The 25,287-nt window shown below is 36.7% G+C and carries 29 protein-coding genes, 1 riboswitch and 1 other annotated feature (1 of these 31 running past the window's edge); of the genes, 15 read left to right on the forward strand and 14 right to left on the reverse strand.

From position 1 onward, the window contains the following. Window positions 1-259: 259 nt before the first annotated feature. Complete coding sequence (gene pckA, locus AC1Q8N_RS07535; protein WP_048540837.1) at window positions 260-1,846, reverse strand: phosphoenolpyruvate carboxykinase (ATP); 1,587 nt, start codon at window positions 1,844-1,846, stop codon at window positions 260-262. Between the two features lie 228 nt (window positions 1,847-2,074). Then, a riboswitch (SAM riboswitch) is annotated at window positions 2,075-2,196 on the forward strand. Window positions 2,197-2,365: 169 nt separating this feature from the next. Between pckA and metK the strand changes: the two genes are divergently transcribed. Further along, window positions 2,366-3,565: a methionine adenosyltransferase gene (gene metK / locus AC1Q8N_RS07540; RefSeq protein WP_000163113.1), complete on the forward strand. Its 1,200-nt coding sequence runs from the start codon at window positions 2,366-2,368 to the stop codon at window positions 3,563-3,565. A 41-nt stretch (window positions 3,566-3,606) separates the two neighbouring features. Here metK and AC1Q8N_RS07545 read toward each other — a convergent pair whose 3' ends face one another. From AC1Q8N_RS07545 to AC1Q8N_RS07555, 3 genes are read right to left on the reverse strand one after another with little or no spacing between them, the layout of a single operon-like run. Then, window positions 3,607-3,786: a hypothetical protein gene (locus AC1Q8N_RS07545; protein ID WP_098075997.1), complete on the reverse strand. Its 180-nt coding sequence runs from the start codon at window positions 3,784-3,786 to the stop codon at window positions 3,607-3,609. Between the two features lie 6 nt (window positions 3,787-3,792). Next, window positions 3,793-3,972 carry a hypothetical protein gene (locus tag AC1Q8N_RS07550; RefSeq protein WP_048540832.1) on the reverse strand — a complete coding sequence of 60 codons (180 nt, stop codon included), beginning with the start codon at window positions 3,970-3,972 and terminating at the stop codon, window positions 3,793-3,795. A gap of 54 nt (window positions 3,973-4,026) precedes the next feature. Continuing rightward, the gene (locus AC1Q8N_RS07555; protein ID WP_176519546.1) at window positions 4,027-4,203 is read right to left on the reverse strand and encodes a hypothetical protein; all 177 of its coding nucleotides are present in this window, start codon (window positions 4,201-4,203) and stop codon (window positions 4,027-4,029) included. A gap of 99 nt (window positions 4,204-4,302) precedes the next feature. On the opposite strand from AC1Q8N_RS07555, the gene AC1Q8N_RS07560 reads away from it, so the two are divergent. Further along, window positions 4,303-4,812: a MogA/MoaB family molybdenum cofactor biosynthesis protein gene (locus AC1Q8N_RS07560; protein WP_098047254.1), complete on the forward strand. Its 510-nt coding sequence runs from the start codon at window positions 4,303-4,305 to the stop codon at window positions 4,810-4,812. Further along, window positions 4,809-5,411: a molybdenum cofactor guanylyltransferase gene (locus AC1Q8N_RS07565; protein WP_048540827.1), complete on the forward strand. Its 603-nt coding sequence runs from the start codon at window positions 4,809-4,811 to the stop codon at window positions 5,409-5,411. Before AC1Q8N_RS07560 ends, AC1Q8N_RS07565 begins: the two co-directional genes overlap by 4 nt. 285 nt (window positions 5,412-5,696) lie before the next feature. Here AC1Q8N_RS07565 and AC1Q8N_RS07570 read toward each other — a convergent pair whose 3' ends face one another. The 3 genes from AC1Q8N_RS07570 to AC1Q8N_RS07580 form a co-directional block, all read right to left on the reverse strand. Continuing rightward, complete coding sequence (locus tag AC1Q8N_RS07570) at window positions 5,697-6,839, reverse strand: glycosyltransferase family 4 protein (RefSeq protein ID WP_098047255.1); 1,143 nt, start codon at window positions 6,837-6,839, stop codon at window positions 5,697-5,699. A 12-nt stretch (window positions 6,840-6,851) separates the two neighbouring features. Next, the gene (locus tag AC1Q8N_RS07575) at window positions 6,852-7,385 is read right to left on the reverse strand and encodes a phosphatase PAP2 family protein (protein ID WP_098047256.1); all 534 of its coding nucleotides are present in this window, start codon (window positions 7,383-7,385) and stop codon (window positions 6,852-6,854) included. 141 nt (window positions 7,386-7,526) lie between these two features. Continuing rightward, window positions 7,527-8,039, reverse strand: coding sequence for a gamma carbonic anhydrase (locus AC1Q8N_RS07580; RefSeq protein ID WP_000640204.1), 513 nt, complete (start codon window positions 8,037-8,039; stop codon window positions 7,527-7,529). Between the two features lie 74 nt (window positions 8,040-8,113). On the opposite strand from AC1Q8N_RS07580, the gene AC1Q8N_RS07585 reads away from it, so the two are divergent. From AC1Q8N_RS07585 to AC1Q8N_RS07595, 3 genes are all read left to right on the forward strand, one after another. Then, window positions 8,114-8,917, forward strand: coding sequence for an alpha/beta hydrolase (locus tag AC1Q8N_RS07585; RefSeq protein ID WP_493521153.1), 804 nt, complete (start codon window positions 8,114-8,116; stop codon window positions 8,915-8,917). A gap of 37 nt (window positions 8,918-8,954) precedes the next feature. Then, window positions 8,955-10,019, forward strand: a complete 1,065-nt coding sequence (locus AC1Q8N_RS07590) for a tetraprenyl-beta-curcumene synthase family protein (protein ID WP_048540822.1) — start codon at window positions 8,955-8,957, stop codon at window positions 10,017-10,019. A 61-nt stretch (window positions 10,020-10,080) separates the two neighbouring features. After that, the gene (locus tag AC1Q8N_RS07595) at window positions 10,081-10,296 is read left to right on the forward strand and encodes a hypothetical protein (RefSeq protein ID WP_098642342.1); all 216 of its coding nucleotides are present in this window, start codon (window positions 10,081-10,083) and stop codon (window positions 10,294-10,296) included. Window positions 10,297-10,334: 38 nt separating this feature from the next. On the opposite strand, the gene AC1Q8N_RS07600 is transcribed toward AC1Q8N_RS07595, so the two are convergent. The 7 genes from AC1Q8N_RS07600 to mnmL all read right to left on the reverse strand — a co-directional run bounded on the left by AC1Q8N_RS07600 (window position 10,335) and on the right by mnmL (window position 16,169). Next, window positions 10,335-11,636 carry a PepSY-associated TM helix domain-containing protein gene (locus AC1Q8N_RS07600; RefSeq protein WP_493521154.1) on the reverse strand — a complete coding sequence of 434 codons (1,302 nt, stop codon included), beginning with the start codon at window positions 11,634-11,636 and terminating at the stop codon, window positions 10,335-10,337. 115 nt (window positions 11,637-11,751) lie between these two features. Continuing rightward, window positions 11,752-12,276, reverse strand: a complete 525-nt coding sequence (locus AC1Q8N_RS07605; protein WP_048540816.1) for a tetratricopeptide repeat protein — start codon at window positions 12,274-12,276, stop codon at window positions 11,752-11,754. Continuing rightward, entirely contained in the window at window positions 12,273-12,947 is a 675-nt protein-coding gene (locus tag AC1Q8N_RS07610; RefSeq protein WP_048540814.1) for an aspartate/glutamate racemase family protein, read from the reverse strand. The genes AC1Q8N_RS07605 and AC1Q8N_RS07610 overlap by 4 nt, the downstream gene beginning before the upstream one ends. A 24-nt stretch (window positions 12,948-12,971) precedes the next feature. Continuing rightward, window positions 12,972-13,652 carry a hypothetical protein gene (locus AC1Q8N_RS07615; RefSeq protein ID WP_000457772.1) on the reverse strand — a complete coding sequence of 227 codons (681 nt, stop codon included), beginning with the start codon at window positions 13,650-13,652 and terminating at the stop codon, window positions 12,972-12,974. 18 nt (window positions 13,653-13,670) lie between these two features. Then, complete coding sequence (locus tag AC1Q8N_RS07620; protein WP_048540812.1) at window positions 13,671-14,504, reverse strand: ABC transporter ATP-binding protein; 834 nt, start codon at window positions 14,502-14,504, stop codon at window positions 13,671-13,673. Window positions 14,505-14,640: 136 nt separating this feature from the next. Beyond that, window positions 14,641-15,213 carry a tRNA 5-(aminomethyl)-2-thiouridylate-methyltransferase MnmM gene (gene mnmM / locus AC1Q8N_RS07625; RefSeq protein WP_404520179.1) on the reverse strand — a complete coding sequence of 191 codons (573 nt, stop codon included), beginning with the start codon at window positions 15,211-15,213 and terminating at the stop codon, window positions 14,641-14,643. Next, window positions 15,210-16,169 (reverse strand): tRNA modification radical SAM protein MnmL/YtqA, encoded by a 960-nt coding sequence (gene mnmL / locus AC1Q8N_RS07630; protein ID WP_048540809.1) that lies wholly within the window; start codon window positions 16,167-16,169, stop codon window positions 15,210-15,212. The genes mnmM and mnmL overlap by 4 nt, the downstream gene beginning before the upstream one ends. Before the next feature lie 111 nt (window positions 16,170-16,280). Between mnmL and AC1Q8N_RS07635 the strand changes: the two genes are divergently transcribed. The 9 genes from AC1Q8N_RS07635 to AC1Q8N_RS07675 all read left to right on the forward strand — a co-directional run bounded on the left by AC1Q8N_RS07635 (window position 16,281) and on the right by AC1Q8N_RS07675 (window position 24,888). Beyond that, window positions 16,281-16,544: a YtzC family protein gene (locus tag AC1Q8N_RS07635; protein WP_000840869.1), complete on the forward strand. Its 264-nt coding sequence runs from the start codon at window positions 16,281-16,283 to the stop codon at window positions 16,542-16,544. A gap of 15 nt (window positions 16,545-16,559) precedes the next feature. Next, a complete protein-coding gene (locus tag AC1Q8N_RS07640; protein ID WP_001129345.1) occupies window positions 16,560-16,709 on the forward strand; it encodes a hypothetical protein in 150 nt (49 codons plus the stop codon). Between the two features lie 168 nt (window positions 16,710-16,877). Then, window positions 16,878-17,900: a DUF418 domain-containing protein gene (locus AC1Q8N_RS07645; protein WP_048540806.1), complete on the forward strand. Its 1,023-nt coding sequence runs from the start codon at window positions 16,878-16,880 to the stop codon at window positions 17,898-17,900. Window positions 17,901-18,131: 231 nt separating this feature from the next. After that, entirely contained in the window at window positions 18,132-18,893 is a 762-nt protein-coding gene (locus AC1Q8N_RS07650; protein WP_048540804.1) for an ABC transporter ATP-binding protein, read from the forward strand. A 16-nt stretch (window positions 18,894-18,909) separates the two neighbouring features. Further along, window positions 18,910-20,769 carry an FtsX-like permease family protein gene (locus AC1Q8N_RS07655; RefSeq protein ID WP_048540802.1) on the forward strand — a complete coding sequence of 620 codons (1,860 nt, stop codon included), beginning with the start codon at window positions 18,910-18,912 and terminating at the stop codon, window positions 20,767-20,769. A 343-nt stretch (window positions 20,770-21,112) separates the two neighbouring features. Beyond that, window positions 21,113-21,679, forward strand: a complete 567-nt coding sequence (locus AC1Q8N_RS07660; RefSeq protein ID WP_048540801.1) for a tyrosine-type recombinase/integrase — start codon at window positions 21,113-21,115, stop codon at window positions 21,677-21,679. 34 nt (window positions 21,680-21,713) lie between these two features. Next, window positions 21,714-22,211 (forward strand): cation:proton antiporter regulatory subunit, encoded by a 498-nt coding sequence (locus AC1Q8N_RS07665; protein WP_048540799.1) that lies wholly within the window; start codon window positions 21,714-21,716, stop codon window positions 22,209-22,211. A gap of 3 nt (window positions 22,212-22,214) precedes the next feature. Next, on the forward strand, window positions 22,215-23,438 hold the full coding sequence (locus AC1Q8N_RS07670; protein ID WP_048540797.1) for a cation:proton antiporter: 1,224 nt from the start codon (window positions 22,215-22,217) through the stop codon (window positions 23,436-23,438). 256 nt (window positions 23,439-23,694) lie between these two features. Then, a complete protein-coding gene (locus AC1Q8N_RS07675) occupies window positions 23,695-24,888 on the forward strand; it encodes an MDR family MFS transporter (RefSeq protein WP_064474517.1) in 1,194 nt (397 codons plus the stop codon). A gap of 188 nt (window positions 24,889-25,076) precedes the next feature. After that, window positions 25,077-25,287, forward strand: a binding site (T-box leader); it runs 9 nt beyond the window's last position.

A 25,287-nucleotide genomic window follows, 5' to 3' on the forward strand; every position in this document is an offset into this window, starting at 1 on the left:
ATAAAAAACTCAAAACGAATGATTATAAAATGAATTTTCAGCAAAATTAGGATGTTGGTATGTAATTTTATGAACTAAGTCATAGATGGAGAGATAAGATATAGAAAGAAGCTTACGTTAAAAACGTAAGCTTCTTTTTTATGTAAGTGTGTATAACCGTTAAGCCGCATTGGGTTTTGTCGGTGAGTACACGGAACTTTACGGTTACACGACACTTATTCATATGAGTAAAAGGGGTATTCCAACAGAAAGTTTGTACTTAAGCGATTGGACCGCCTAAGTTAATAATATCTTCAGAAACGCTGTCGAACTTTTTGAAGTTCTCTTTGAATTCGCTCGCAAGCTCGATTGCTTTCTCTTTATAAGCAGCTTTATCAGCCCAAGTTTGTTCAGGCATTAACACTTCGTCAGGTACACCTGGTACGTGAAGTGGAACTTCAAGACCGAAGATGTCATGTTTAGCTGTTTCAGTTTTCGCAAGTTCGCCGCTTAATGCTGCTTGAATCATTGCACGAGTGTAACCTAAGTTCATACGTTTACCAATGCCGTATTCGCCACCAGTCCAGCCAGTGTTTACTAAGAATACTTTCGCATCGTGTTTCTCGATTTTTTCACCAAGCATTTCAGCATAGCGAGATGCATCAAGTGGTAAGAATGGTGAACCGAAGCAAGTTGAGAATGTTGCTTGCGGAGATGTAACGCCGCGCTCTGTTCCTGCTAGTTTACTAGTGTAGCCACTTAAGAAATGGTACATAGCTTGTTCTTTTGATAACTTACTGATTGGAGGCAATACGCCAGATGCATCAGCCGTTAAGAAAATGATTGTATTTGGGTGTCCAGCAACACTTGGCAGTACGATATTGTCAATCGCATGCATAGGGTATGCAGCACGAGTATTTTCTGTTAAAGTAGTATCGTTATAGTCTGCGATACGCGTTTGGTTATTAATGATAACGTTTTCTAAAACAGATCCAAATTTGATTGCATCGAAAATTTGTGGTTCTTTCTCGTGAGAAAGGTTTACACATTTTGCGTAGCAACCGCCTTCAATATTGAATACACCGTTATCAGACCAACCATGCTCATCATCACCGATTAATTTACGGTGTGGATCAGCAGATAATGTTGTTTTACCTGTTCCAGATAAACCGAAGAATAGTGCTACGTCGCCTTCTTCACCTACGTTTGCAGAGCAGTGCATAGAAAGAATATCTTGTTCAGGTAGTAAGAAGTTCATAATAGAGAAGATTGATTTTTTCATTTCTCCAGCGTATTCTGTACCACCAATTAGTACGATACGTTTTTCGAATGAAACCATAATGAATGCTTCAGAGTTTGTACCGTCAACAGCTGGATCAGCTTTGAAATTCGGTGCAGAAACAATTGTGAACTCTGATTCATGAGTTGTTAATTCTTCTTCAGTTGGACGAATGAATAATTGATGTACAAATAAATTGTGCCATGCATATTCGTTAATAACTTGAATTGGTAGGCGGTAATTGCGGTCAGCGCCTGCAAATCCATTGAAGATGAATAACTCTTCTTTTTCTTTTAAGTATTCTAAAACTTTAGTGTATAATTTATTAAAATGTTCTTCAGAAATCGGTTGATTCACTGCTCCCCAAGCAATTTTGTCAGCAACCGATGCTTCTTTCACAATAAATTTATCTTTAGGAGAACGTCCTGTATATTTTCCTGTTGAAGCAGAAACGGCACCAGTAGAAGTTAATTTCCCTTCATTTCGCATTAATACTTTTTCCACTAATTGCGGAACACTTAGTTGAATCTGTGCATTGCTTCCGTTCAATAATTCGTGTAAACCAATTTGGACATTCACAGTACTCATATTTATATACCATCCTTTTCATTTAATGAAATATTTCTCGTAATCCCCAACAATAGTATAACACAATTATATAAATAATGTATACTATTTATTTCTTTTTGTTTGTGTGAATGTATTATTTCCTTATTAATATTTCATTCCAGGCGTATTGAGAAAAACTTTCAGGAAAATGTGAATATTAATTGACAAATGAATATCATTTCTTTAGTATAGGTTGGGACGGATACTCTCTTATCCCGAGCTGGCGGAGGGACAGGCCCGATGAAGCCCAGCAACCTCACTTGTAGTGGTAAATACAGGTGAATAGGTGCTAAAACCTGTGCGAGGCTAACGGTCTCGAACGATAAGAGCAAAGGGCAAAAAGCAGTATGCAAGTAGCAAATTAAACCTTTCCTCTATGCAAAGTAGGAAAGGTTTTTCTGTATGCTTGTGTGGGAGAATAAATGTATGTCGCAGTTTGTGGCAAATTAAGGATGAGTTCCGTACAATATATACAATTACTGTAGGGAGGTTTACCACATGACAAAAAAACGTCATCTGTTCACATCTGAGTCTGTAACTGAAGGACATCCAGATAAAATTTGTGACCAAATTTCTGATTCAATTTTAGATGCGATCTTATCAAAGGACGCAAATGCACGTGTAGCTTGTGAAACAACTGTAACAACTGGTTTAGTATTGGTAGCGGGGGAAATTACGACTTCTACTTACGTAGATATTCCAAAAATCGTTCGTGAAACAATTCAAGGCATTGGTTACACACGCGCAAAATACGGATTCGATGCAGAAACTTGTGCAGTTTTAACATCTATCGATGAGCAATCTGCTGACATCGCTATGGGTGTTGACCAAGCGCTAGAAGCACGCGAAGGTCTAATGACTGACGCTGAGATTGAGGCAATTGGTGCGGGAGACCAAGGTTTAATGTTTGGCTTCGCATGTAATGAAACACAAGAATTAATGCCACTTCCAATCTCGCTTGCTCACAAATTAGCTCGCCGTTTAACTGAAGTACGTAAAGATGACACATTATCATACTTACGTCCGGATGGAAAAACGCAAGTTACAGTTGAGTATGATGAAAATGGTAAACCTGTACGTGTAGATACAATCGTAATTTCTACACAGCATCATCCAGATGTTACATGGGAAGAAATCGATCGCGATTTAAAAGAGCATGTAATTAAAGCTGTAGTTCCAGCAGAATTAATGGATGGAGAAACGAAATTCTTCATTAACCCAACTGGCCGCTTCGTAATTGGTGGACCACAAGGTGATGCTGGTTTAACAGGACGTAAAATCATCGTTGATACTTACGGTGGATACGCTCGCCACGGTGGCGGTGCATTCTCTGGTAAAGATGCAACGAAAGTTGACCGTTCTGCAGCATATGCAGCTCGTTATGTTGCGAAAAACATCGTAGCAGCTGGTCTTGCTGACAAAGCAGAAGTACAACTTGCATACGCAATTGGTGTAGCACAACCAGTATCAATTTCAGTTGATACATTCGGGACTGGTAAAGTATCTGAAGACGTACTAGTAGAACTAGTTCGTAACAACTTCGATCTTCGCCCAGCTGGTATTATTAAAATGCTAGACTTACGTCGCCCAATTTATAAACAAACAGCAGCTTACGGCCACTTCGGACGTACTGATGTAGACCTAACATGGGAACGTACAGACAAAGCTGCAGCTTTAAAAGAGCAAGCTGGTCTATAATATATGAAAAAAAGCTTTGCGCCGTGAGCGCAAAGCTTTTTTTATTTTGTTTTACTTACAATTTGAATGCATGAGTTACAATACACTTCGCCGTCTAGCTCAATATACTTTTTCATATTCGTCATGCCACTTGCCGGAAAAGGCATATGAATCCATGCCTTTTCATACGTTTGTATTTCTTTTTCACATGATTTGCAAAGGATTGGTTTCTTCTGGAACATATGTAATCAACCTTTCATGTGGCGTGCTTTACCTGCGCAAAAGGCACTGCTTAGTAAAAATAGTGTTGCGAATATAATGCTTACTAATGTAGCGTATGGAATTGCGCCTTTTAGAGAAAATCCGACAGTAATGGAAGCGATGAATAAGAGGATGAATGTTGTTGTTAGTTTTTTATAAAGTTCCATAGTAAGTAGACCTCCTTATTTAAAGGTAGAACGTTTAAAAATAAAATCTACTATCTAGGCAAGTGCAAGAGGAATTAATGTGCTAGTCAAATAGTAACGAATACCACCATCAGGCATAATTACATATAATTTTAAAAAGTTAATATCGAACCCGTAAGCGATACATTGAAAAAGGGATAATATAATTAGGAATGGTATAATGGGTACGGACCGTTTCATATTTTGAATCATGTAAAGCTCCTTTATATGGATAAACATACTTATATTGTATCATGTTGAATTCTTCGCTTCATACATAATTTTACAATAAAATGAAAGGAAAGATGAAAAATGAGTGTTAATGAACATAAAAAACAAGCACCAAAAGAAGTGCGTTGTAAGATTGTGACGATTTCCGATACACGTACAAAAGAGACAGATAAGAGCGGACAACTATTACATGAATTGTTAAAAGAGGCAGGGCATACAGTGACCTCTTATGAAATTGTAAAAGATGATAAAGAAAGTATTCAGCAAGCAGTGTTAGCTGGTTATCATAGAGAAGATGTTGATGTCGTGTTAACAAATGGCGGAACTGGTATTACGAAGCGTGATGTGACGATTGAAGCAGTATCAGCGTTATTACATAAAGAAATTGTCGGGTTTGGTGAGTTGTTCCGCATGATTAGCTATTTAGAAGATATCGGAAGCAGCGCAATGTTAAGTAGAGCGATTGGTGGTACAATTGGGCGCAAAGTAGTTTTCTCGATGCCAGGATCGAGCGGAGCAGTTCGCCTTGCGATGAATAAATTGATTTTACCGGAATTAGGTCATATTACATTTGAGCTGCATCGCCAATGAGTAAGTATGCTGGAATTGTATTAGCAGGCGGTATATCGAGTCGATTCGGTGAGCCGAAAGCGTTAGCAATTTGGAAGGGAACTACTTTTGTTGAGCATATTGTGAAAGTGATGGGAAATACTTTGCAAGACATTGTAGTAATTAGCCATACTGATATAAAAGAGCGAGTAGAGCAACTCGTACAAGTTCCTGTTATAGAAGATATTCCGCATTATAAAGGAAATGGACCACTTGCCGGCATTGTATCAGGTATGGAATATATAGAAGCAGATTGGTACGCTATTATGCCTTGCGATGCGCCAAATGTTTCGCGCGAATGGTTTACCATTTTGCTAGAGCAAACGAGTAATGAATATGATGCGGTTGTACCTATTATTAATGGAAGAAAACAACCGTTACTTGCAGCGTATCATAACCGTATGAAAGAAAAGATTTATGCTTTGCTTCAGGAAGAAAAAAGAAGTGTGGGCCAGCTTTTATTACAATGTAATGTAAAGTATGTTGCTGGAGAAGATGTACAAGCGAATGCGGATTGGTTTATAAATGTGAATACGAAAGAAGAATATGTGCAGGCTCAAAAAAACCTTTCAAATGAATGAAAGGTTTTTTGATATACAGAAATTGGGGAACAATTACTGTATAAAGGTATGTGAGTAAGTTGATTTTAAGGGGAATTCTTAAAATCAATATACAGTTAGTTAAAACACTGTATAACCATATATTAATTTTTATGGGTTTTTATTACAAGTCTGTTTAGTTATGTTTATTTTTGATATAATGAATATAGAAATAAAACAATATTTAACCTTATGTATCATTTATGAAACTAAAATTTATAATTGTGTAATAAACTCCCTTCGTCTAGTTGAAGGGAGTTCTTCTGTTTAAGCGAGTAATTCGGATGCGGTGTTCTGAAGGACGGTTTCGTATTGGGCAAGTAACCCACGGAAAATCTCATCCCAGCTTTTTGTTTTAGCATAAGATGAAGCCGCTATGCTCATTTGCATAAGTTGCTCTTCATTTCGCAATAAAGAATGGATGGATGATAGAAATGAATCCGCATGTTTGGGCGGGCAAAGAACTCCTGTCTGTCCATCCGTAATAATATTTTTAACCCCGCCACTATTTGCACCGATGACAGGTGTACCGCATGCAAGTGATTCGAGTACGACATTTCCGAACGTTTCAGTAGCGGATGGAAATACCATGATGTTAGAACAAGCATATGCTTCAGCTAAATCCTTACCTTGTAAATATCCAGTAAAAGTGACATTTGTATTCGGAACAGCTTCACGTAAATTTATTGCTAGAGGACCGTCTCCTATAATGAGCCAATGAATATCGTTTCGAGTATGCGCTGTTTTCGCGATAAGGTGTTGTAACGTATCAATATCTTTTTCAGGGGCAAGCCGTCCAACATAGGAAAGGACATACTTCGCTGTAATATTATATTTTTTTCGGAATAGGTCTGTATTGTAAGATGGATGAAAGAGTGTGCAATCTACACCGCGTCCCCATATGGAGAGGGCCTGAAAGCCTTTGTTTTTTAGTTGGTGTAACGTTTCAAAGGAAGGAACGAAATTTTTTTGCATATGACTATGAAACCATTTTAAATAGTTCCAAAGCATATTAGAGAGAAATTCGATTTTGTAATAGCGTAAATAAGCATCGAAATCAGTATGATAAGAACCGACAACTGGGATGTTTAACTTTTTTGCATAATACAATCCACAAAGTCCCATGTTGAAAGGTGTGGCAATGTGAATAATGTCAGGCTTAAAGGAAAGAAGTTCTCGTTTAATGCGCGGAGTAGGAAAAGAAAAGCGACATTCTGGATATAATATTGTTAACGGGATACTTCTCATCTTGTTCACATTAGCCACGAAATTATCTTCAGCTGTATGCTGAGGAGCGAAAACAGAATAGGCGATCTTTTCTTTCTGAAAATAACGTGTTAATCGTTCTAATGTTTTCGCAACTCCGTTAACTTGTGGCGTAAAAGTATCGGTAAAAATGGCGACTCTCATCATATCACTCCTTTATGTGAAAAGTGGGATGAATTGATAAAAAGAGATGATGCCAGAGCAAGTGCCGAGGCACATACCGACGAATACATCAGACGGATAGTGAAGCCCTAAATAAATGCGAGAAATACCAACGCATAATGCTAACGGTAATAGAAAAGCAAATATGCTTGGATTATAGCAAATAAATGGAATAAGGACAGAGAAAACGGCTGTTGTATGACCAGACGGGAAAGAGTGGTCTTTTAATGGATGGACTGGATATTTCGCATCCTGAATTGTTAAATAAGGGCGTTTTCGCGGATACCATCTTTTTAATATTTGTACAGGAACATGGCTAATTGCTAAAGAAATAGCAGTTGCGATTGCAGCTTGATGCAAAGTCCCTTTTGCAAAAATTAAAAAGAAAAGTGTGAGTGCGATTGAGAAAGTAGCACCACCTATATGAGTAATATTGCTGAAAAAGATATTTAATGTTTTTTGATCAAAGTATCGGTTAATTCCTTTGAAAATGTAACATTCTATTTTATATAGTCCACTGACCTTCATGAAAATTCTCCTCCCTCGTTTACATATATATGGAGATATTAGCTTTTATTTTAATAAGATTTTATTGAGGGAGTAATAATGTTTTGTAAAGAAAAAGTTAGTTTTCATCAAAAAAGCTGCCAATCTTATGGCAGCGGAAATTTATTTCTGTAATGATTTATAGTATTGACCTTTTTCAACATATTGTGTGCGAATTCGCTCCATGTCTTTACGGTCTTCCTCTGTTAACTCACGAACGACTTTAGCTGGTCGACCGAATGCTAATGTGTTTGGCGGGATTTTCTTTCCTTGTGAAACGAGGCTTCCAGCACCGATAAAGGCTCCTTCACCAATTTCAGCACCATCTAATATAATAGATCCCATTCCAATTAAAGCATCTTTTTTAATATGACAGCTATGTAAAATAACTTGATGCCCAATGGTTACGTCGTCTTCTAAAATAAGAGGATACTGTGGGCTTTGGTGAAGTGTACATTGGTCTTGTACATTTACCCGGTTTCCAATGATTGTTGGTGAAACATCACCGCGTATGACTGTATTAAACCAAATACTTGATTCTTCACCAATGGAAACGTCGCCTGTAATCGTAACATAATCAGCGATAAAAGCACTACTCGCAATTTTCGGATTTTTTTCTTTGTAAGGATATATCATGTAAAGTCTTCCTTTCCTAGAGACTAGTTTCAGTGTATCAAATTATGAGAAAGAGTGAAATGGAGGAGGTCCGTATGTGGAATTATGAAGCAGAGGAAGCGAAAGCTGTCGTTGTTATCGTACACGGCGCAATGGAATATCACGGACGTTATGAAGTCGTTGCGGAAATGTGGAATCATATCGGCTATCACGTCGTGATGGGGGACCTTCCGTCACACGGAACGACTTCAAGAAATAGAGGACATATTGATTCATTTGATGAATACATAGAGGAAGTTAAATTATGGGTGAAAGAGGCAAGAAAGTATAGGTTACCTATTTTTATATTTGGTCATAGTATGGGTGGTCTTATTGTCATTCGTATGATGCAAGAAACGAAGAGAGAAGATGTAGACGGCATTATTTTAAGTTCGCCATGTTTAGGCTTAGTAGCTGGACCTTCAGCACCACTTCAAGCTGCCTCAAAAATATTAAATATTATTGCTCCAAAATTGCAATTTGCAACGAATCTTACAGTGGAAATGTCCACTCGTAATCATGAAGTTAGGGACGCGATGGAGAATGATTCATTGTTCTTGCGCAAAGTATCAGTACGTTGGTATAGTGAATTGATTAAGTCTATCGAAATTGCTCATAAAAAAATAGATGATTTTCCAGATGTTCCGCTCTTGCTAATGCAGGCGTGTGAGGATAAACTTGTAGATAAAACACGTGTCCGCATGTGGTTTGATAATGTTAAAATAAGTGATAAGGCTTTTAAAGAATGGCCGAATTGTTATCACGAGTTATTAAATGAGTATGAGCGTGATGAAATTTTGAATTATATTCAGTCATTTACTGAAATACGCATCAATAACATAATAGAAACAAATAAGTAAATTATTTGTACATTGAATAGAGGAGATGAAGGAAGAAGTGAACGTACCGAGTAATCCCATAACGCTCATGGCGAAAGTATACCGTGATGTGTTTCCGGTAGTACACCATGAGCTAGCGGTGTGGAAAGAGCGTGCCTACCATATTCCGAATGATGAGCTTCATAGTCAGGCAATCGCAAGTATTGAGAATAAAACGTTTCATTGCGAAGGCGGTGGTATTTTAGCACTGCTAGCAAATGAGCACCGAGAGGAATGCATTCGTTTTATCGTAGCGTATCAAACAATCAGCGATTATTTAGATAATTTATGTGACCGCAGTACATCACTTGATCCGAATGATTTTGCCGCACTGCATGAATCTATGTTAATGGCATTATCACCTGAAGTAGAAGGTGGCGGTAATTATTATCGCTATCGTGATGACCAAGACGATGGTGGTTATTTAGATGAACTTGTTGAAACATGCCAAGATGTTTTAAAGAAAACGAAGCACTATGACAAAATTGCTCCTGTTCTTCATGAACTTGCTTGTTATTATTGTGATTTGCAAATTCATAAACACGTGAAGTTAGAAGAAAGAGAACCACGCTTACAAAAATGGTTTGAAGCACATAAAGAAAATTTACCTGAAATGAGCTGGTTTGAATTTTCAGCATGTGCCGGTTCTACACTTGGAATCTTCTGTCTTGTCGCATATGCATTTCATGATGAATTACATGATGAAGATATTGCGAAAATTAGACAAGGATACTTCCCATACGTACAAGGACTTCACATTTTACTTGATTATTTCATCGATCAAGAAGAAGACCGTATAGGCGGGGATTTGAATTTCTGTAGTTATTATGAAAATGAGCAAGCGATATTAGATCGTATGAAACATTTTGTAGAAGAAGCAGAGAAGAGCATTGGTGATTTACCTCATGCGAAGTTTCATCGTCTCATAAGCCGAGGGTTACTTGGTATTTATTTATCAGATCAAAAAGTATCAGCACAAAAGAATATGCACAAAATGGCACGGCGCATTGTAAAATACGGAGGGCTTACTTCACGATTCTTCTATTGGAACGGGAAGATGTACCGAAAGAAAATGGCGCAGTGATGAATAAAACCACTCATGTAGAGTGGTTTTTGTTATAATATGGTAAAGGTTGGTGGTGGAAATGAAGCGATTGTTTCAAAAGCTATATGAAAATATTGAAGTAACGTTACTCATGCTACTTTCCATTTCATTTGTAACTGGAATGTATATGATGATGAATAGGCCAAGTGGTCCTACTATGATGGATTATGTGTCGCAAGTAATAATTGGCACAATTATTATTTTAGATATCGTGTTCTTAATGAATAGTAGAAAAAAACAAACGAATAGTAAATAAAAAAGCATTTGTACACGAGAGTACAAATGCTTTTTTATTTATGATCGTATTTTTGCAAATACATATATAAGAAGTTCAATCGCAAAAATAACTAAAACAGATAGTCCAAATAAAGGCATGACAGCGCCTAGTATAACCATCATGATAAAGAAAACGAGTACGCTTTTCTTATCTCTTTGCTTTGGCGGTGCTGCTAATTTTCCTTTCGGCTTTCTTGCAAACCACATTTTTGCTCCGTAATAAATAAGAAGTAATAAAGATAATGTCGTTAGTAAGCATAATATTTTATTTGGCCATCCGAATAAATGTCCTTCGTGAAGCGGGATACCGTAAGTGAAACATTGTGCAAATAATCCATAATCACGATAGTCCGTTTTTGAAATGAGTTTTCCGCTATATTGATCAAAGTAAGCTGTTATTTCTTCATTTGGTGCCACATCCATGCCCGTAATACCAGAACCGCTCGATTTCGAAACGGTGAATACACCTTTCGGATCAGTTGGTAGTGAGATAACGTATGGCTTCTTTATTTCAATTCCTTTTTGTAATTCATCGACAGAAATTGTTTTTAGCTCATTTGAATTCGATTCAGGAGGAGCTTCTTTTCTTGTTGCCCACGGCAATTCTTTTACCTTTGATTCAGGCGGTGCCATATACAACTTTGGATATCCAATCGATTCATTCGACGATGCGATTTTATAAATTTGGTTACCCATAAATCCTGACCATGGCAATCCAGATGCGACTAACAAAACGAGTGGAATTGTAAATATAATACCGATAATAGAATGACGTCGTTTTGCTTTTTCTCGCTTAGTGGATGCCGGTGTGTTTTTGAATTGGCGTATACTCATATACAATCCAGTCACAATTAAAAAGATTGTCCAGCATGCCGCAAGCTCTACAGTATAGTTGACGACAGTGCCACCAACTAAAAGAGAACTATGTAATTCCCGCATTATATTGGCAAACGTTTCACTTGCATTTTGATCTCCAATAATTTGATTATTGCTATCTAAATACACATATTTTTGTTGCCCCGTATATTCATTTGCAATAGTAAGCCTCGTATTATAATCCCCATTAAACTCACTAATTTTCGCCACACTATAATGTGGATATTTTTTCTCTGTTAAGGAAATAGAATCAGACAGCGAAATAGATTCCGTTTGGGCGCTCTTCCCAAAATATAAATCTTTATAGATGAAATCTTCAACTTCTTCCCGAAATAAATACCCAATTCCGCTCAGTGACAACGTAATAAGAAGCGGTGTAATAAAAAGCCCAGCATAAAAATGCCAACGCCAAAAAATGTAATGAAGCGAACGATTTACTTTCATACTTTCAGTTCCCCTAACCTTTCCTATATGAATAACTACTTATTTAATATAGCGAGATTAAGTGTGATTACTTTGAAAGAATTGTGAAGAAAGTTAAAAGTTTTTAGAGCAGATTTTATCGGCAAGACATACAATACGCAATGCAAAGCTTAGTTGAATGAATTAGCTCTTCATTTCCTTTTTGTAGTCTGATTTGAAGTGCCTTTTGAAAATAAGATAAGGCAGTATGGAAGTCACCTTCATCTAATTTGCTTTTTCCATAATGTTGGTAGAAGAAGTCTTCATAGGCGGGTAAGTCTGGTAGTGTTTGTAGAAGTTCGGTAAAGAGTGCATTTGCAGCAGGAAATTTTCTTTCCCAATGATATGTATGTGCAAGACGAAGTTTGTTAATAAAAAGCCCTTGGATGCTGTCCGTTTGTGTGTAATATTCAATTGCCTCCTGTAAGTAATATTTACTTTCAGAAAGGTTGCCAGCGATTCGTTCATAAACGCCGATTAATCCGCAGCTCTTTCCATATAACGAATCTTCATGTAAATGTTCTTTCAAAAATGCAATCCCTTGCTTCATTTCAGCAAGGGATATAGGTTTTTCTCTAAGGTTTTCGTCAAATGTGTATCCCATTTCAAAAGGTATATTCATTTGGACCCCCTTATATTTTTTGCATACATCTCAACAACACCCTCAGCAAGACATTGAGCAGAATCCACAAAATCCTCACTCGCCACAACATTCAAATCAGTACATGCGATGATAGCAGTATCTATTTCATCTTTTAATTGTAAAACGAGCGCGCTCCATAATTTGCGGGCTTCTTCAATTTCTCCGCCTTTAATACAAGTAATAATTTGATTAATGCTTTCCTGCCATTGTTCGTTATGAATGTACTCTATATTACGCTTTGCAATCCCGTCTTGATAAATACCAGCTTGGATTGTCGCTTCTGTTGCGAGAAGCGTGACTCTTTTTATATTTTCAGGAATTGTTTGTAACGTCTCATCGACGATATTTAAAATCGGAATGGAAAGAGAATGTTGTAATTCCTCAAAATAAAGATGCGCCGTATTGCACGGCATAGCAATAAATTCTACGCCAGTACTTTCAAGTTTTTGTGCTCCTTCAATAATCGCTTTTTTCATCGCTTCGTGATCAATAGGGCGATCCATGTAAAACGGTGTTGGGCACGAATAGATCATCATATGAGGAAAGTCCATATCATGTTTTGCTCCGTATATTGTTTGACACTTTGCTACAACTGTATCGACGAATGGCCCAGTCGATTTTGGTCCCATTCCTGCTAGTATTCCGATCATTGTTTTGTCTCCTTTAATATGTAATTAAAAACGTTTTTTGCGAACGATAAAAAGAAATAAAGTAAGTAATAAAAATGAATATAGGATAGCCCAAGCTGTGAGCCATAGTGTGTGAGTCAGTATATTAAATTTGTATTGTCCAAGCATTAGAAAGCTTTCGACAGGTGGTAAAAACCATAGTAACTCTTTTTTAAACCGGATGGAGGCGATCGTTATAAGTAATATAAATGTCAGGCTAAGCCAAGCTGTGCTTGCTTTTTGAATCATATTTCTAGTAAATAAAGTTGCAATTGAAATTCCTAGTATAGAGAAAGACATGTGAGCGAGAAATCCGACTAGAAATAAAGAAACTGTCATTTCTTCATTAAACATTTGCAAAATAATTGGGTAGATTATGGATATAAAAGATAAAACAGTACAAATGAGAAGAGCCGTAATGTATTTACCAACATATAGTGCAGAAATATTATTTGTGTGAGAAATAGTAATTTGTTCTTGTACAGGGTCTTCCGTATGAAAAATTGTGACTGTAATCCAAGCAGATAATAAATAAAGTGCGAGTGCCGTTTCTAAGTATGTCGGTACAATAGGAGTCGGTTTATATGTATATACAAAAAGTAAGCTCACAAAGTACATCGCAATAGGAGGGACGTACTTATACGATTTTGTATAGTCGAGAAAATGGTAACGAATAAGCGCAAACATAATGAACCTTCTTTCGATTTAAAAGTTAGGTTGTAGCAGTGTGATAGATGCTTTTTTATGTAATAAAAACTGAAGCATTTCGTTTGTATATTCTTTTTCGATTTGTAGTTGAATAAGGTTTTGATTTGAATTGTGTACAACGTGTATAAATCCTAATTGTTTCCGTAGTTCTATCGCTGAAAATGTTTCATGAACGATTGCTTCAATATAGACTTGTTCTGCCCTTTTTTGCACAGCGGTATCTTCTGCGATTGTATGATTTGCTAACGTCACAATTCTATCGGCGAAGTTTTCTAGTAGTTGCTTTTCGTGACATGTGAAGAGTATAGATATGCCTTGTTGTTTTAATGAGAGTAAAATATGTTCTAATTCTTGCTGAGAGTTAGGATCGAGCCCAGAAAGCGGTTCGTCTAAAATTAATAAATGGACGTCTGTAAGTAATGCTTGCATAATACCAGTTTTTTGTTTCATACCTTTTGAAAAGTTTCGTACAACGGAATGCCTTGCATGATGTAAATGAAAAGATTCAAGAAGCATCGGAATTTTATCTTTTAAATATTTTGTTGATAAACCGTGAATGTGGCCGAGATGATATAAATAATCCTCTAATGTAAAACGAATCCCTTCAGGAAAATGTTCAGGTACATAGCCAATTTGTATATGTTCTTTTCTTTGAAGTGTCCCTGCCGTAGGTGAAATAAATCCTGCAATTATTTTGAGTAAAGTACTTTTTCCAGTCCCGTTCCCGCCAATAATAGCGAGTGCCTCTCCTTCTGGAACGGATAAATTAATGTTGTCTAGTATAAGTGATTTGCCGTACTTCTTTTGAATTCCCCTTAGTTCTACTAGCAAAGTTCTATCCTTCTTTCTTCAAATAGTGTATACATCCATTATATAGGAGAATAAGAAAAAGACGTGCAATGAGTGCACGTCTTTTTTTGTTATGTTTTGTCGAATCGTCGATATATCGAAACAATCGTTGATATAATTATCGCTTCTCAATCGCCACAATAAATGGCGGGTTATTTTGCTGGTTAATGAAGCCGTATCGCAGTACGTGAGCTTGTTTTTGGTCTAGTTCTTCTGTAAATTTGAGAACAGCGTCGCGTTCTACTTGTCCTTCTGGGTGTCCGTGGTAAATGACAAGGACGATGATTCCTTCAGGTGCCATTACTTCTAGTAATTGTTCAATTGCCGAGAGTGTTGAGTTCGGTTTTGTAACGATATGCTTGTCACCACCAGGAAGGTAGCCTAAGTTGAAGATAGCACCTGTTACTTTTCCTTTTGCGTCTTCTGGTAGTACAGATAAAAGTGTGTCGTGACTGTCGTGAACTAAAACAGTACGTTCAAAAAGCTTTTTTTCTTTTAGGCGGATAGTAGAGCTTTCAATTGCTTCTTTTTGAATATCAAATCCAAATACTTTTCCGTTATCTCCAACGATTTCAGCTAGGAAGCAAGTGTCATGTCCATTTCCTAAAGTTGCATCTACAGCGTAATGGCCTTCTTTAACAGCCGTTTGCAAGAGTGTGCGAGCAAACGGTAATACACGTTCTAATTTCATTTTTGTTTCTCCTCATTTGCATATTTTCCTTGCCAGCTTCCGCGGCGTACAAATTCTGCATCGATGGAATTTAATACTTCCCATTTATTTAAGCTCCACATTGGGCCAATCATTAAATCAGGCGGACCGTCACCTGTGATGCGGTGTACAATTACGTCTTCTGGAATCATTTCAAGTTGGTCAACAACGAGACTTACGTAATCTTCAAGAGAAAGGAATTCTAATTGTCCTTTTTCATATTGCTTCACCATTGGCGTTCCTTTTAATAAGTGAAGTAAATGAATTTTAATTCCTTGTACGTCAAGCTTTGCTACTTCACGAGCTGTTTCCATCATCATGTCGTAATCTTCAAGCGGAAGACCATTAATAATATGAGAGCACACTCTAATACCATGCTTACGTAATTTATTTACACCTTCCACGTAAGATGGGTAATCATGAGCGCGATTAATAAGGTTTGCAGTTCGTTCGTGAACAGTTTGTAAACCGAGTTCAACCCAAAGGTATGTGCGTTTATTTAAGTCCGCTAAATATTCAACGACATCGTCTGGTAAGCAATCTGGACGAGTGGCGATAGAAAGACCGACAACGTCTTTTTCTGCTAGAAGCGGTTCGAATTTTTCTTTTAAAATTTCAAGTGGTGCATGTGTATTTGTGTACGCTTGGAAATAAGCGATACATTTTCCGTCTTTCCACTTCGAGCGCATTTTTTCTTTCATTTCATGATATTGCGTTATAACATCATCGCGGCGATCACCAGCGAAGTCACCAGATCCGGCAGCACTGCAAAATGTACAACCGCCGTAAGCAACTGTACCGTCACGGTTCGGGCAATCGAAGCCAGCATCTAATGAAACTTTAAAGATTTTTTCACCAAATTCATTTCGTAAATGGTAATTCCATGTATGATAACGTTTATTGTCGTTTGTATATGGAAAAGGGTTTTGAACCTTCATTACTTTCCCTCCTAAGCCGAGTCAAAATGAAACAAAATCCATTATAACATACTCATAAGGTAGAGATGGAAGGGACACACTAAAGGGGAATTGAAGCAAGGAGGGACAATTATGGCAGAGCGTCAATCACTTGAATCGTATATTACACAAGCAGAACAAGCGGTGGAATACGCGAAAGAACAATTAGACCAAGGCATGAGACAAGAGCATTACAATACGATGGAGTATTCAGATGCGCAGTTACAATTAGAACAAGCATATAACGATTTACAAACGATGCAACAACATGCGAATGATGAGCAACGTGAGCAATTAAATAGAGCACGTATGGCAATTCGCCAACTGCAACATCAAATGATTATTACACCGCACTAATAAGGAGTGAATGTAATGGCGAAACGTTCAGATCAAAATAATCCAGAGCAAAAAACACAAAATGGACATAACGCTGAGTTTTCGAATGAACTTGATCCAGTTGTTCAAGTGAAACAGCGCAACAGTAAAAAAGGACAGCCTCAAAGATCGAAGCAATCAGAGTAAACCAGGTCGCAATATGACCTGGTTTTATTTTGTATCGCAAAAGTCTGATTAAAGCTTCATTTTACTATATGACAATAATGTAAGATTCCTGTAAGGTTTGTCGATAGTTGTAAGATAACATGTCCAGTAGAGTAAGGGAGGATTAAATTTTGGACAAGGAGTTGCTTTATGGGGAACAACATTACAAACAAACGAATTGATGAGTTAGATTACATTCGTGGCTTCGCATTACTGGGGATTATTTTAGTGAATATTCTTGCACTACTTAATATTAAAATTCCAGATCCTAATACAGTAGATGCTAGCTATCAAAGGTTTCTATACTTATTTGTAGAAGGTCGTTTTTTCTCGATTTTCTCATTCTTATTTGGAGTAGGATTCTACATCTTCATTACAAGAGCAATTGCGAAAGGGAAGAATGGATACGTTCTATTTCTACGCCGCGTAGTTGCACTATTTATTTTTGGTTTAATTCATCAAATGTTTCAGCCTGGAGAAGCACTAGCGTTATACGCAATTTGTGGATTAGTCGTTTTACCGTTTTATAAAGCGAAAAAAGAAGTGAATGTAGTAATCGGTCTTATTCTTACGATAGCTTTTAGTATTATGGCAACTAAGGAATTATTACCATTAGGTTTAATTTTATTAGGTCTTGCTGCGGGGCAGTATAAAGTGTTTGAAAATCTTTCAGCAAAAATCAAACAAGTCGCTATTTTTACAGGTGTCATGTTTGTTTTAAGTGTTGTAGCGTTATGGTATCAATATGGGCACGTTCCTGCTGAGCCATTCGTAAATATGATGCTCATGAATGAGGATGGAACAATGGACGCTGCAGGTCAATTCTTAAAAATTGGCGTTACAGTTGGATCAATTATTTCAGCTTTCTATGTAGGAGCATTAATTTTATTACTTCAGTTAAAACCAGTTCAAACATTGTTAGCACCACTGAAATACTACGGTCGTATGGCTTTAACAAATTATATCGGACAAACTGCAATGATTTTAATTGCTGGTAGCGTATTTAACTTTGCAGGAAACTTAACGTACATACAGACGTTATATGTATGTATTGCAATTTACGCTATTCAAATTGTGTTTAGTGTGATTTGGATGAAAATCTTTAAAATGGGTCCACTAGAATGGATTTGGCGTGTTATTACGTATTGGACGGTAACACCTTTAAAGAAATAAAGAGAGAAGTGGGCTGTTCCTTTTGTGGAACAGCTCATTTTTATTGTTATCTTTTGTCGGTAAGTCGATATATTTTGAGAATCGCTGATAAAATTTCATTTACGAACGAACCTTACACGTGCATCTTTTTTATATTACAAAAGTGTAAGGTAATTGTAATGTTAACAAATAGCAGTTCCTTTCCAAAAGGCGCAAAATAGGTAATGGAAAAACAAGCGTAGGAGGATATATATGACGAAACCAGTTGTAGACGTGAAAAACGTTCAAAAAGTGTACGGTAAAAAGGGTGAGAATCAATCACAAGCGTTAAAAGGTGTTTCATTCTCAATTCAAGAGGGTGAGTTTGTTGGGATTATGGGACCATCTGGTTCTGGTAAAACGACATTGTTAAATGTAATTTCAACGCTTGATAAAGCAACGGGCGGCGTTGTTGAAATTGCGGGTACGGATATTACGAAAATGAAGCAAGGTGAGCTTTCTGATTTCCGTTCACAAAAGTTAGGATTCATTTTCCAAGACTTTAACTTATTAGAGAACTTATCTATTTATGAAAACATTGCACTTCCGCTTTCTCTTCAAGGTGTTCCATCACGTAATATTGGACCGAAAGTAGAAAAAGTAGCGGATATGTTAGGGATTACAGAAATTCTTCAAAAGTATCCATCTGAAGTATCTGGTGGACAGAAACAACGTTCAGCAGCAGCGCGCGCGCTTGTGCATGAGCCGGCAATTATTTTAGGGGACGAGCCAACAGGAGCTCTTGATTCTAAAAATGCAGCGAGTTTACTTGATGCGATGACAAACTTAAATGAAGAACAAGGCGTATCTATTATGATGGTTACACATGATCCGTATAGTGCAAGTTATTGTCAGCGAATTTTATTCATTCAAGATGGTGAGCTATATAAAGAAATTCATCGTGGTGGTACGCGTGAAGAGTTCTACAAAGAGATTTTAGATGTACTTGCAGATTTAGGTACACAAAAAGCGTAAGAAAGGAGGTTCCAGTATGTTATTTAAACTTTCCATGTCGGGGCTGAAAAGTAAGCTGAAAGATTATATCGTCTTACTTGTCGGTCTTGTCATGTCGATTTCAATTTTTTACATGTTCCAAACGTTAGCGCTGAATAAAGCGTTTATCGAATCTAACTCAGTTATTCAATCAATTGGATTCGTATTCCAAGCAGGTTCATTTTTACTAGCTATTATAACGTTCTTCTATATTTTATATGCGAACTCTTTCTTATTATCTCTTCGTCAAAAAGAGTTCGGTATGTATATGATGTTAGGAGCAAAAAAGCATAAAGTTACATTACTTATGTTTATTGAAACGATCGTATTAGGCGCTGCGTCTCTTGCGATTGGTATTACAGTTGGTGTAGGACTTGCAGAAGGTATCGGACAGTTATTAATGAAACAGCTTGAATTTGCTGGTGAAGGATATAAAGCATTTTACCTTCCATCTATGACAGTTACTTGCATCTTCTTCTTTGCACTATTTGTATTATCAGCAATTATGAACAGTATTAAATTATCACGTATTTCTGTACTGCAACTTGTACATGCGGATGCACAAACAGAGCGTGTTGCGGTAAAAGGAAAAATGACAGGTGTCGTTGCAATCCTTGCTGTTATTTTATTAGGAATTGGCTATGCATCAATGATTTACATGGAAAAACTAAGAGAAATGGGAATCCTTATTGCATTAATTACAACAACAGCTGGTACTTACATGCTATTTGGATCACTTCTTCCAGTTATTATTAAAAAGTTAAAAAGTAATAAAAAGCGTAGTGAAAAAGGGCTTAACGCTTTTACATTTGCTCAATTAAATTTCCGCATTAATAGTTTAACGAAAGTACTTGCGACAGTAGCGATGTTAGTAGCGCTTGGAGCTGGTGCGATTTCAGGTGGCATGGCGTTTAAAAATAACGTTATAAAAATGGTTGATGGTTTAGTAATATATGATTCAGTAGTTCATAATCCAACAGCTGAAGAAAAGAAAATTTTAGATGGTATTACATTTAAAGAGAAAAATGAATATCGTTACAAAGTTGATGATAAGTATGTTTATTACGTAAAAGAAGATTTAGAGAAAAATCGTCCTTTAATAAAAGATATGGCGAATATGAAGTCAATGAAAGATTTAGTGAATACAAAGAACGTTTCAGCGGAACTACCAGTAGGTGCAGTTTCTAGAGAAATGAATGAAAAAGATGCGAATACTAAAGAGCTTTCAGTAGAATGGGTAGATGCTTTTAGTTCAATTCATCCCTATTATATAAGCGAAGATCATGCAATTAAAATTGTAGATCAAAAAATGTACGATGGGATAAATGGTAAAGAAGGTATAGCATTTATCGGAAAAACAGAAGACTTTTTAACATATAAAAAAGAATGGAAAAAACTTGACGAGTTGCAGCTAGATAAATATAAAAATGTAACAGCTGAAAGAATGAGCAGTAAATATCAAACTTACGATATGTTCTATGGGATTGCGAGTGGAACAGTATTTATGGGGTTCTTCCTTGGAATTGCATTCTTAGCAATGATGGCAAGTTGTTTAATGTTTAAAATTCTTTCTGGTGCATCAAAAGATATTACGCGTTATCAAATGCTTCGTAAAATCGGTGTGCGCCGTGAGTTATTAACGAAATCGATTTATAAAGAGTTATTTTTAGTATTCTTATTCCCGGCAATTGTGGGTATCACTCACGTATTAGTTGGTATGAATATTTTCGGATTTATTTTAGTTGATCCGTACTTCCGTATTTGGGTGCCAATCGTAATTTTCGTAGTTATTTATGCGATCTATTACTTCATTACAGTTCAATTGTATAAAGGTATTGTTCTTCCGAAAGAAGATTAATACGTAAAAAGCCGAGTGAAAGCACTCGGCTTTTTGTATTTTCAGAAAAAATACTTTAATGTTACTGAAATATATAATATAATGTAAATAAGTAACATAATATATGAGTATCAGCAACCGAAAAGTGAAAGGAGGAATCCGATCTATAGGAAGAAGCTGAATTTGTACCCCCTATTTTTTCTACCCACACCGTATTTGTACAATCATAAATTTCCAAATGAAAAATTGTCGTAAGAGTATATTGTGAAAATAATGGATAATACATGGAAATCTCATAGCATGATAAGGTAAAATGGACAGGATAATGAGAAAATTACCGTTCATAAGATGAGGAGATACATGTATGGAAGTTGTAGAGGCATTAAAAGATATAAGCCAAATTGAGGATATGAAAAAGTATTTAAAAGAGCACTCGCAGCGAGATTATCTTTTATTTGTTATTGGGATCAACACCGGATTAAAGATTACTGAGCTACTTAGTATGAAATTTGAAGAGGTATTAAATGAAGATGGAACTGTTAAAGAGTTTTATTCTCTTCCTGTAAAAGATGAAAAATTTAAACAAGATATTTATTTAAATACAAAAGTAAAAGAAGCGCTTTTAGAGTACGTACAATCTATTAATGCTCAAAGAGAAAACTACGTATTTCAATCTAATAAAACGACAAATTCAATTACGCGCCAACAAGCGTATCGTGTAATTCATAATGCTGCTGAAGCAGTTGGGATTGTTGGTAAAATCGGAACAAACTCAATGAGAAAAACGTTTGGATTTCATGCATACAAAAGAGGAATAGCGATTGCGCTATTGCAAAAGCATTTTCATCACGCGACTCCATCAGAGACGCTCAAGTATTTAGGAATCTCAAAAGATGAGAAGTTTAAAACAGAGATTGATGTAGATTTGTAAAAGCCGTAACTAAAAAATTTAGGAGGCGGAAAATATGAATATTAGAGAGAGTGAACTACCGGGTATTGGTTGTAAGTTTGAAGTAATCACAAAAGGTAATGAAAAAATGGTTATCGTTATTCATGATGATGGCCGAAGAGAAATGTATCATTTTGATGCGGATCACGATGAGAGTATTTCAAGCATTTCTCTTCGTGATTCTGAAGCGAGACAAATTGCGGCTATATTAGGCGGAATGGTATATAGGCCGCAAGCGCTAGACACAATTGAGATGGCTTTTGAAGGATTATCAATTGAATGGTTTAAGGTGGAGAATCATGCACCAGTAGTACAACAAACAATTGGTAGCTTACATGTCAGAAAAACATATAACGTAACGATTATTGCTATTTTGAAAAAGAATATGAAGAAATTCTTTAATCCAGGTCCAGACTCTATTATTGAAGCTGGCGATATGCTCGTATTATCGGGTGAAAGACATGAAGTGAAAAGAATTATTAATGAATTGCTTTCAGCAGGAGGTGATTCCTAATCGATGGATACTTTAATCTTTGAAGTTGGAACTGCGTTAGTATTAGTAGCTTTTGCAGCTATCCTCGCTGCGAAGTTAAAGTTCTCGATTATTCCGTTTCTCATTATACTCGGTATGTTAGTGGGGCCTCATGCCCCAGATTTAGGACTTATCGATTTAAGGTTTATTGAAAGCGGAGAAGTTATTTCCTTCCTAGGCCGTGTTGGTGTCATATTCCTCTTATTCTATTTAGGTTTAGAATTCTCAATAAAAAAATTAATTAAATCAGGAAAGTCGATTGCTTTTGGGGGTAGTGTTCATATATCGCTTAATTTCATATTAGGTTTACTTTATGGATATGTTATGGGCTTCCCTTTATTAGAAACGTTAATTATTGCTGGAATCATTACAATTTCATCGAGTGCAATTGTTGCGAAAGTAATTGTTGATTTAAGAAGATCTGGTAATAAAGAGACTGAATTAATATTAGGAATCATTATGTTTGATGATATCTTTTTAGCTGTATATTTATCAGTCGTTTCAGGGTTAGTACTCGGTGGTGCAACATCATTTGTAGGTGCTCTTACATCGGTGTTAATCGCGGTAGGGTATATGCTACTATTCTTTGTAATCGCTAGAAAAGCTACGCCGTTTCTAAATAAAGTATTAGATATTTCGTCAAATGAAATTTTTATTATCGTAATATTCGCTATTTTATTCTTTGTAGCAGGATTTTCAGAAACGATTCATGTTGCTGAGGCAATTGGAGCATTATTGTTAGGACTCGTCTTTTCTGAAACAGAGCATAGTGATCGGATTGAGCATCTCGTCGTTCCGTTTCGTGACTTCTTTGGAGCCATATTCTTTTTCAGTTTCGGTTTAAGTATAGATCCGTTTTCACTTGGAGGAGCAGTGTGGTTGGCATTAGGAGCAGTTTTCATTACGCTCATCGGTAATTTTACAGCTGGAATGATGGCGGGACGTAAAGCCGGGTTATCGCATAAGGCTTCTACGAATATTGGTTTAACACTCGTATCACGCGGAGAGTTCTCCATTATTGTAGCCAATATCGGCATTGCGGGTGGTTTAATGGCAACGATTAAACCGTTCTCTGCACTGTACGTTTTAATATTAGCATCGTTAGGACCGTTATTAACGAAAGAGTCTTGGAGAATATATTCCTTACTAGATAAAATCTTTAAATGGAGTGCGAAAGAACGTGCGAAGCGAGAAAAAGAAGTTGGATAGTATACAAAAAGGGAGACTGCATGAACGTCATGCAGTCTCCCTTTTTTATATATTGTTGTTGATGTCGTTTTTTTTCGGTAAGTCGATAGATTCCCAAAATCACTGATATATTTTTAAGTGACAATTTATATAATTTCATTTACCGAAAAACCATTATCTGAATTTCATCAACTATTAATCAGTTGCCTTCCTATTTAAAAACGACTACAATTTTACTGTTATAGATGAACGAAAAAATAGAATAGGAGGGGAGACTATGCCAAGGAAAGTATGGCTATTAGTAGCTGGGATGATTATTAATGTCACGGGTGCTTCTTTTTTATGGCCTTTTAATACAATTTATTTGCATGATCACCTAGGGAAATCTTTATCTGTGGCCGGAATGGTATTAATGATCAACTCGCTTACTGGTGTAATCGGAAACTTGCTCGGCGGTGTTTTATTTGATAAATGGGGCGGTTATAAATCAATTTTATTAGGGATTATTATTACACTCGTATCGATTTTAGGTCTTGTGTTCTTCCACGGTTGGCCGTTATATGTTGTGTGGCTAGCATTAATCGGCTTTGGTTCTGGAATGGTCTTCCCATCGATGTATGCGATGGTCGGTACGGTTTGGCCAGAGGGCGGAAGACGAGCATTTAATGCGATGTATGTTGGACAAAACGTTGGTATTGCGATCGGAACAGCGTGCGGTGGTTTAGTTGCATCTTACCGTTTTGATTATATTTTCTTAGCTAATTTTATTTTATACTTTGTTTTCTTCTTAATTGCTTTTATTGGATTCCGTGGTATGGAAGACAAGAAAGAGCCAGGAGTGCAAAAAGAAGTCGAAACGAAAAAAGGCTGGACACTTACACCTGGATTCAAAGCACTTCTTATCGTATGTGTAGCATATGCTTTATGCTGGGTTACATATGTACAGTGGCAAGGGGCAATTGCAACACATATGCAGGAATTAAATATTAGCCTCCGCCATTATAGTTTATTATGGACGATAAACGGAGCGATGATTGTTTGTGCGCAGCCACTAGTTAGTATGCTAATTCGCTGGATGAAGCGTTCTTTAAAACAACAAATTATGATTGGAATCGTCATTTTTGCGGCGTCATTCATTGTATTAAGTCAAGCGCAGCAATTTACGATGTTCCTCGTTGCGATGGTAACATTAACAATTGGTGAGTTATTTGTATGGCCAGCAGTTCCGACCATTGCAAATATACTTGCGCCAAAAGATAAGTTAGGATTTTATCAAGGCGTTGTAAATAGCGCAGCGACTGTAGGGAAAATGTTCGGACCGGTCGTTGGCGGAGCAATTGTTGATTTATACAATATGGAAGTATTGTTTATAGCAATCATGGTAATGCTTGTAGTAGCGATTATTGCAACGAGTATGTATGATAAACGAGTAAAAGTAGAAGAAACAGTTGAAGAAAAAATTGCAGTTTAGTTTGACGGAACATGTAACATGTTTTAGAATATATTTAAATAAAACAACCTTTGGAACAAGGGAGATAGCTCGGCTGTCCTAAGACTAATTCGTTAGTTATGAAGAGTAACGATTAACCGAGAAGCCTTAGCTTCAAGTAAGCTCTTTAGAGATACGAAGTGATGGGTAGTTCACATTAACTTATATTTGTAATAACAGTGAGAAGGAGTAGTAGTAATAGAAGCTGGTTTAGAGAGTTGACGGTCGGTGCAAGTCAATCCACGTTTCGTTATGAACTCGCCTTTGAGTTGCAGTTGTGAAACTAATAGTAGCAATTGCCGTTAATCCACGTTACGGATCTAAGCGAATGTATATTTGTACATTAATTTAGGGTGGTACCGCGGGAATCTATAACCTCTC

The sequence above is a fragment of the Bacillus sp. GW823-FHT06B01 genome (assembly GCF_058952315.1).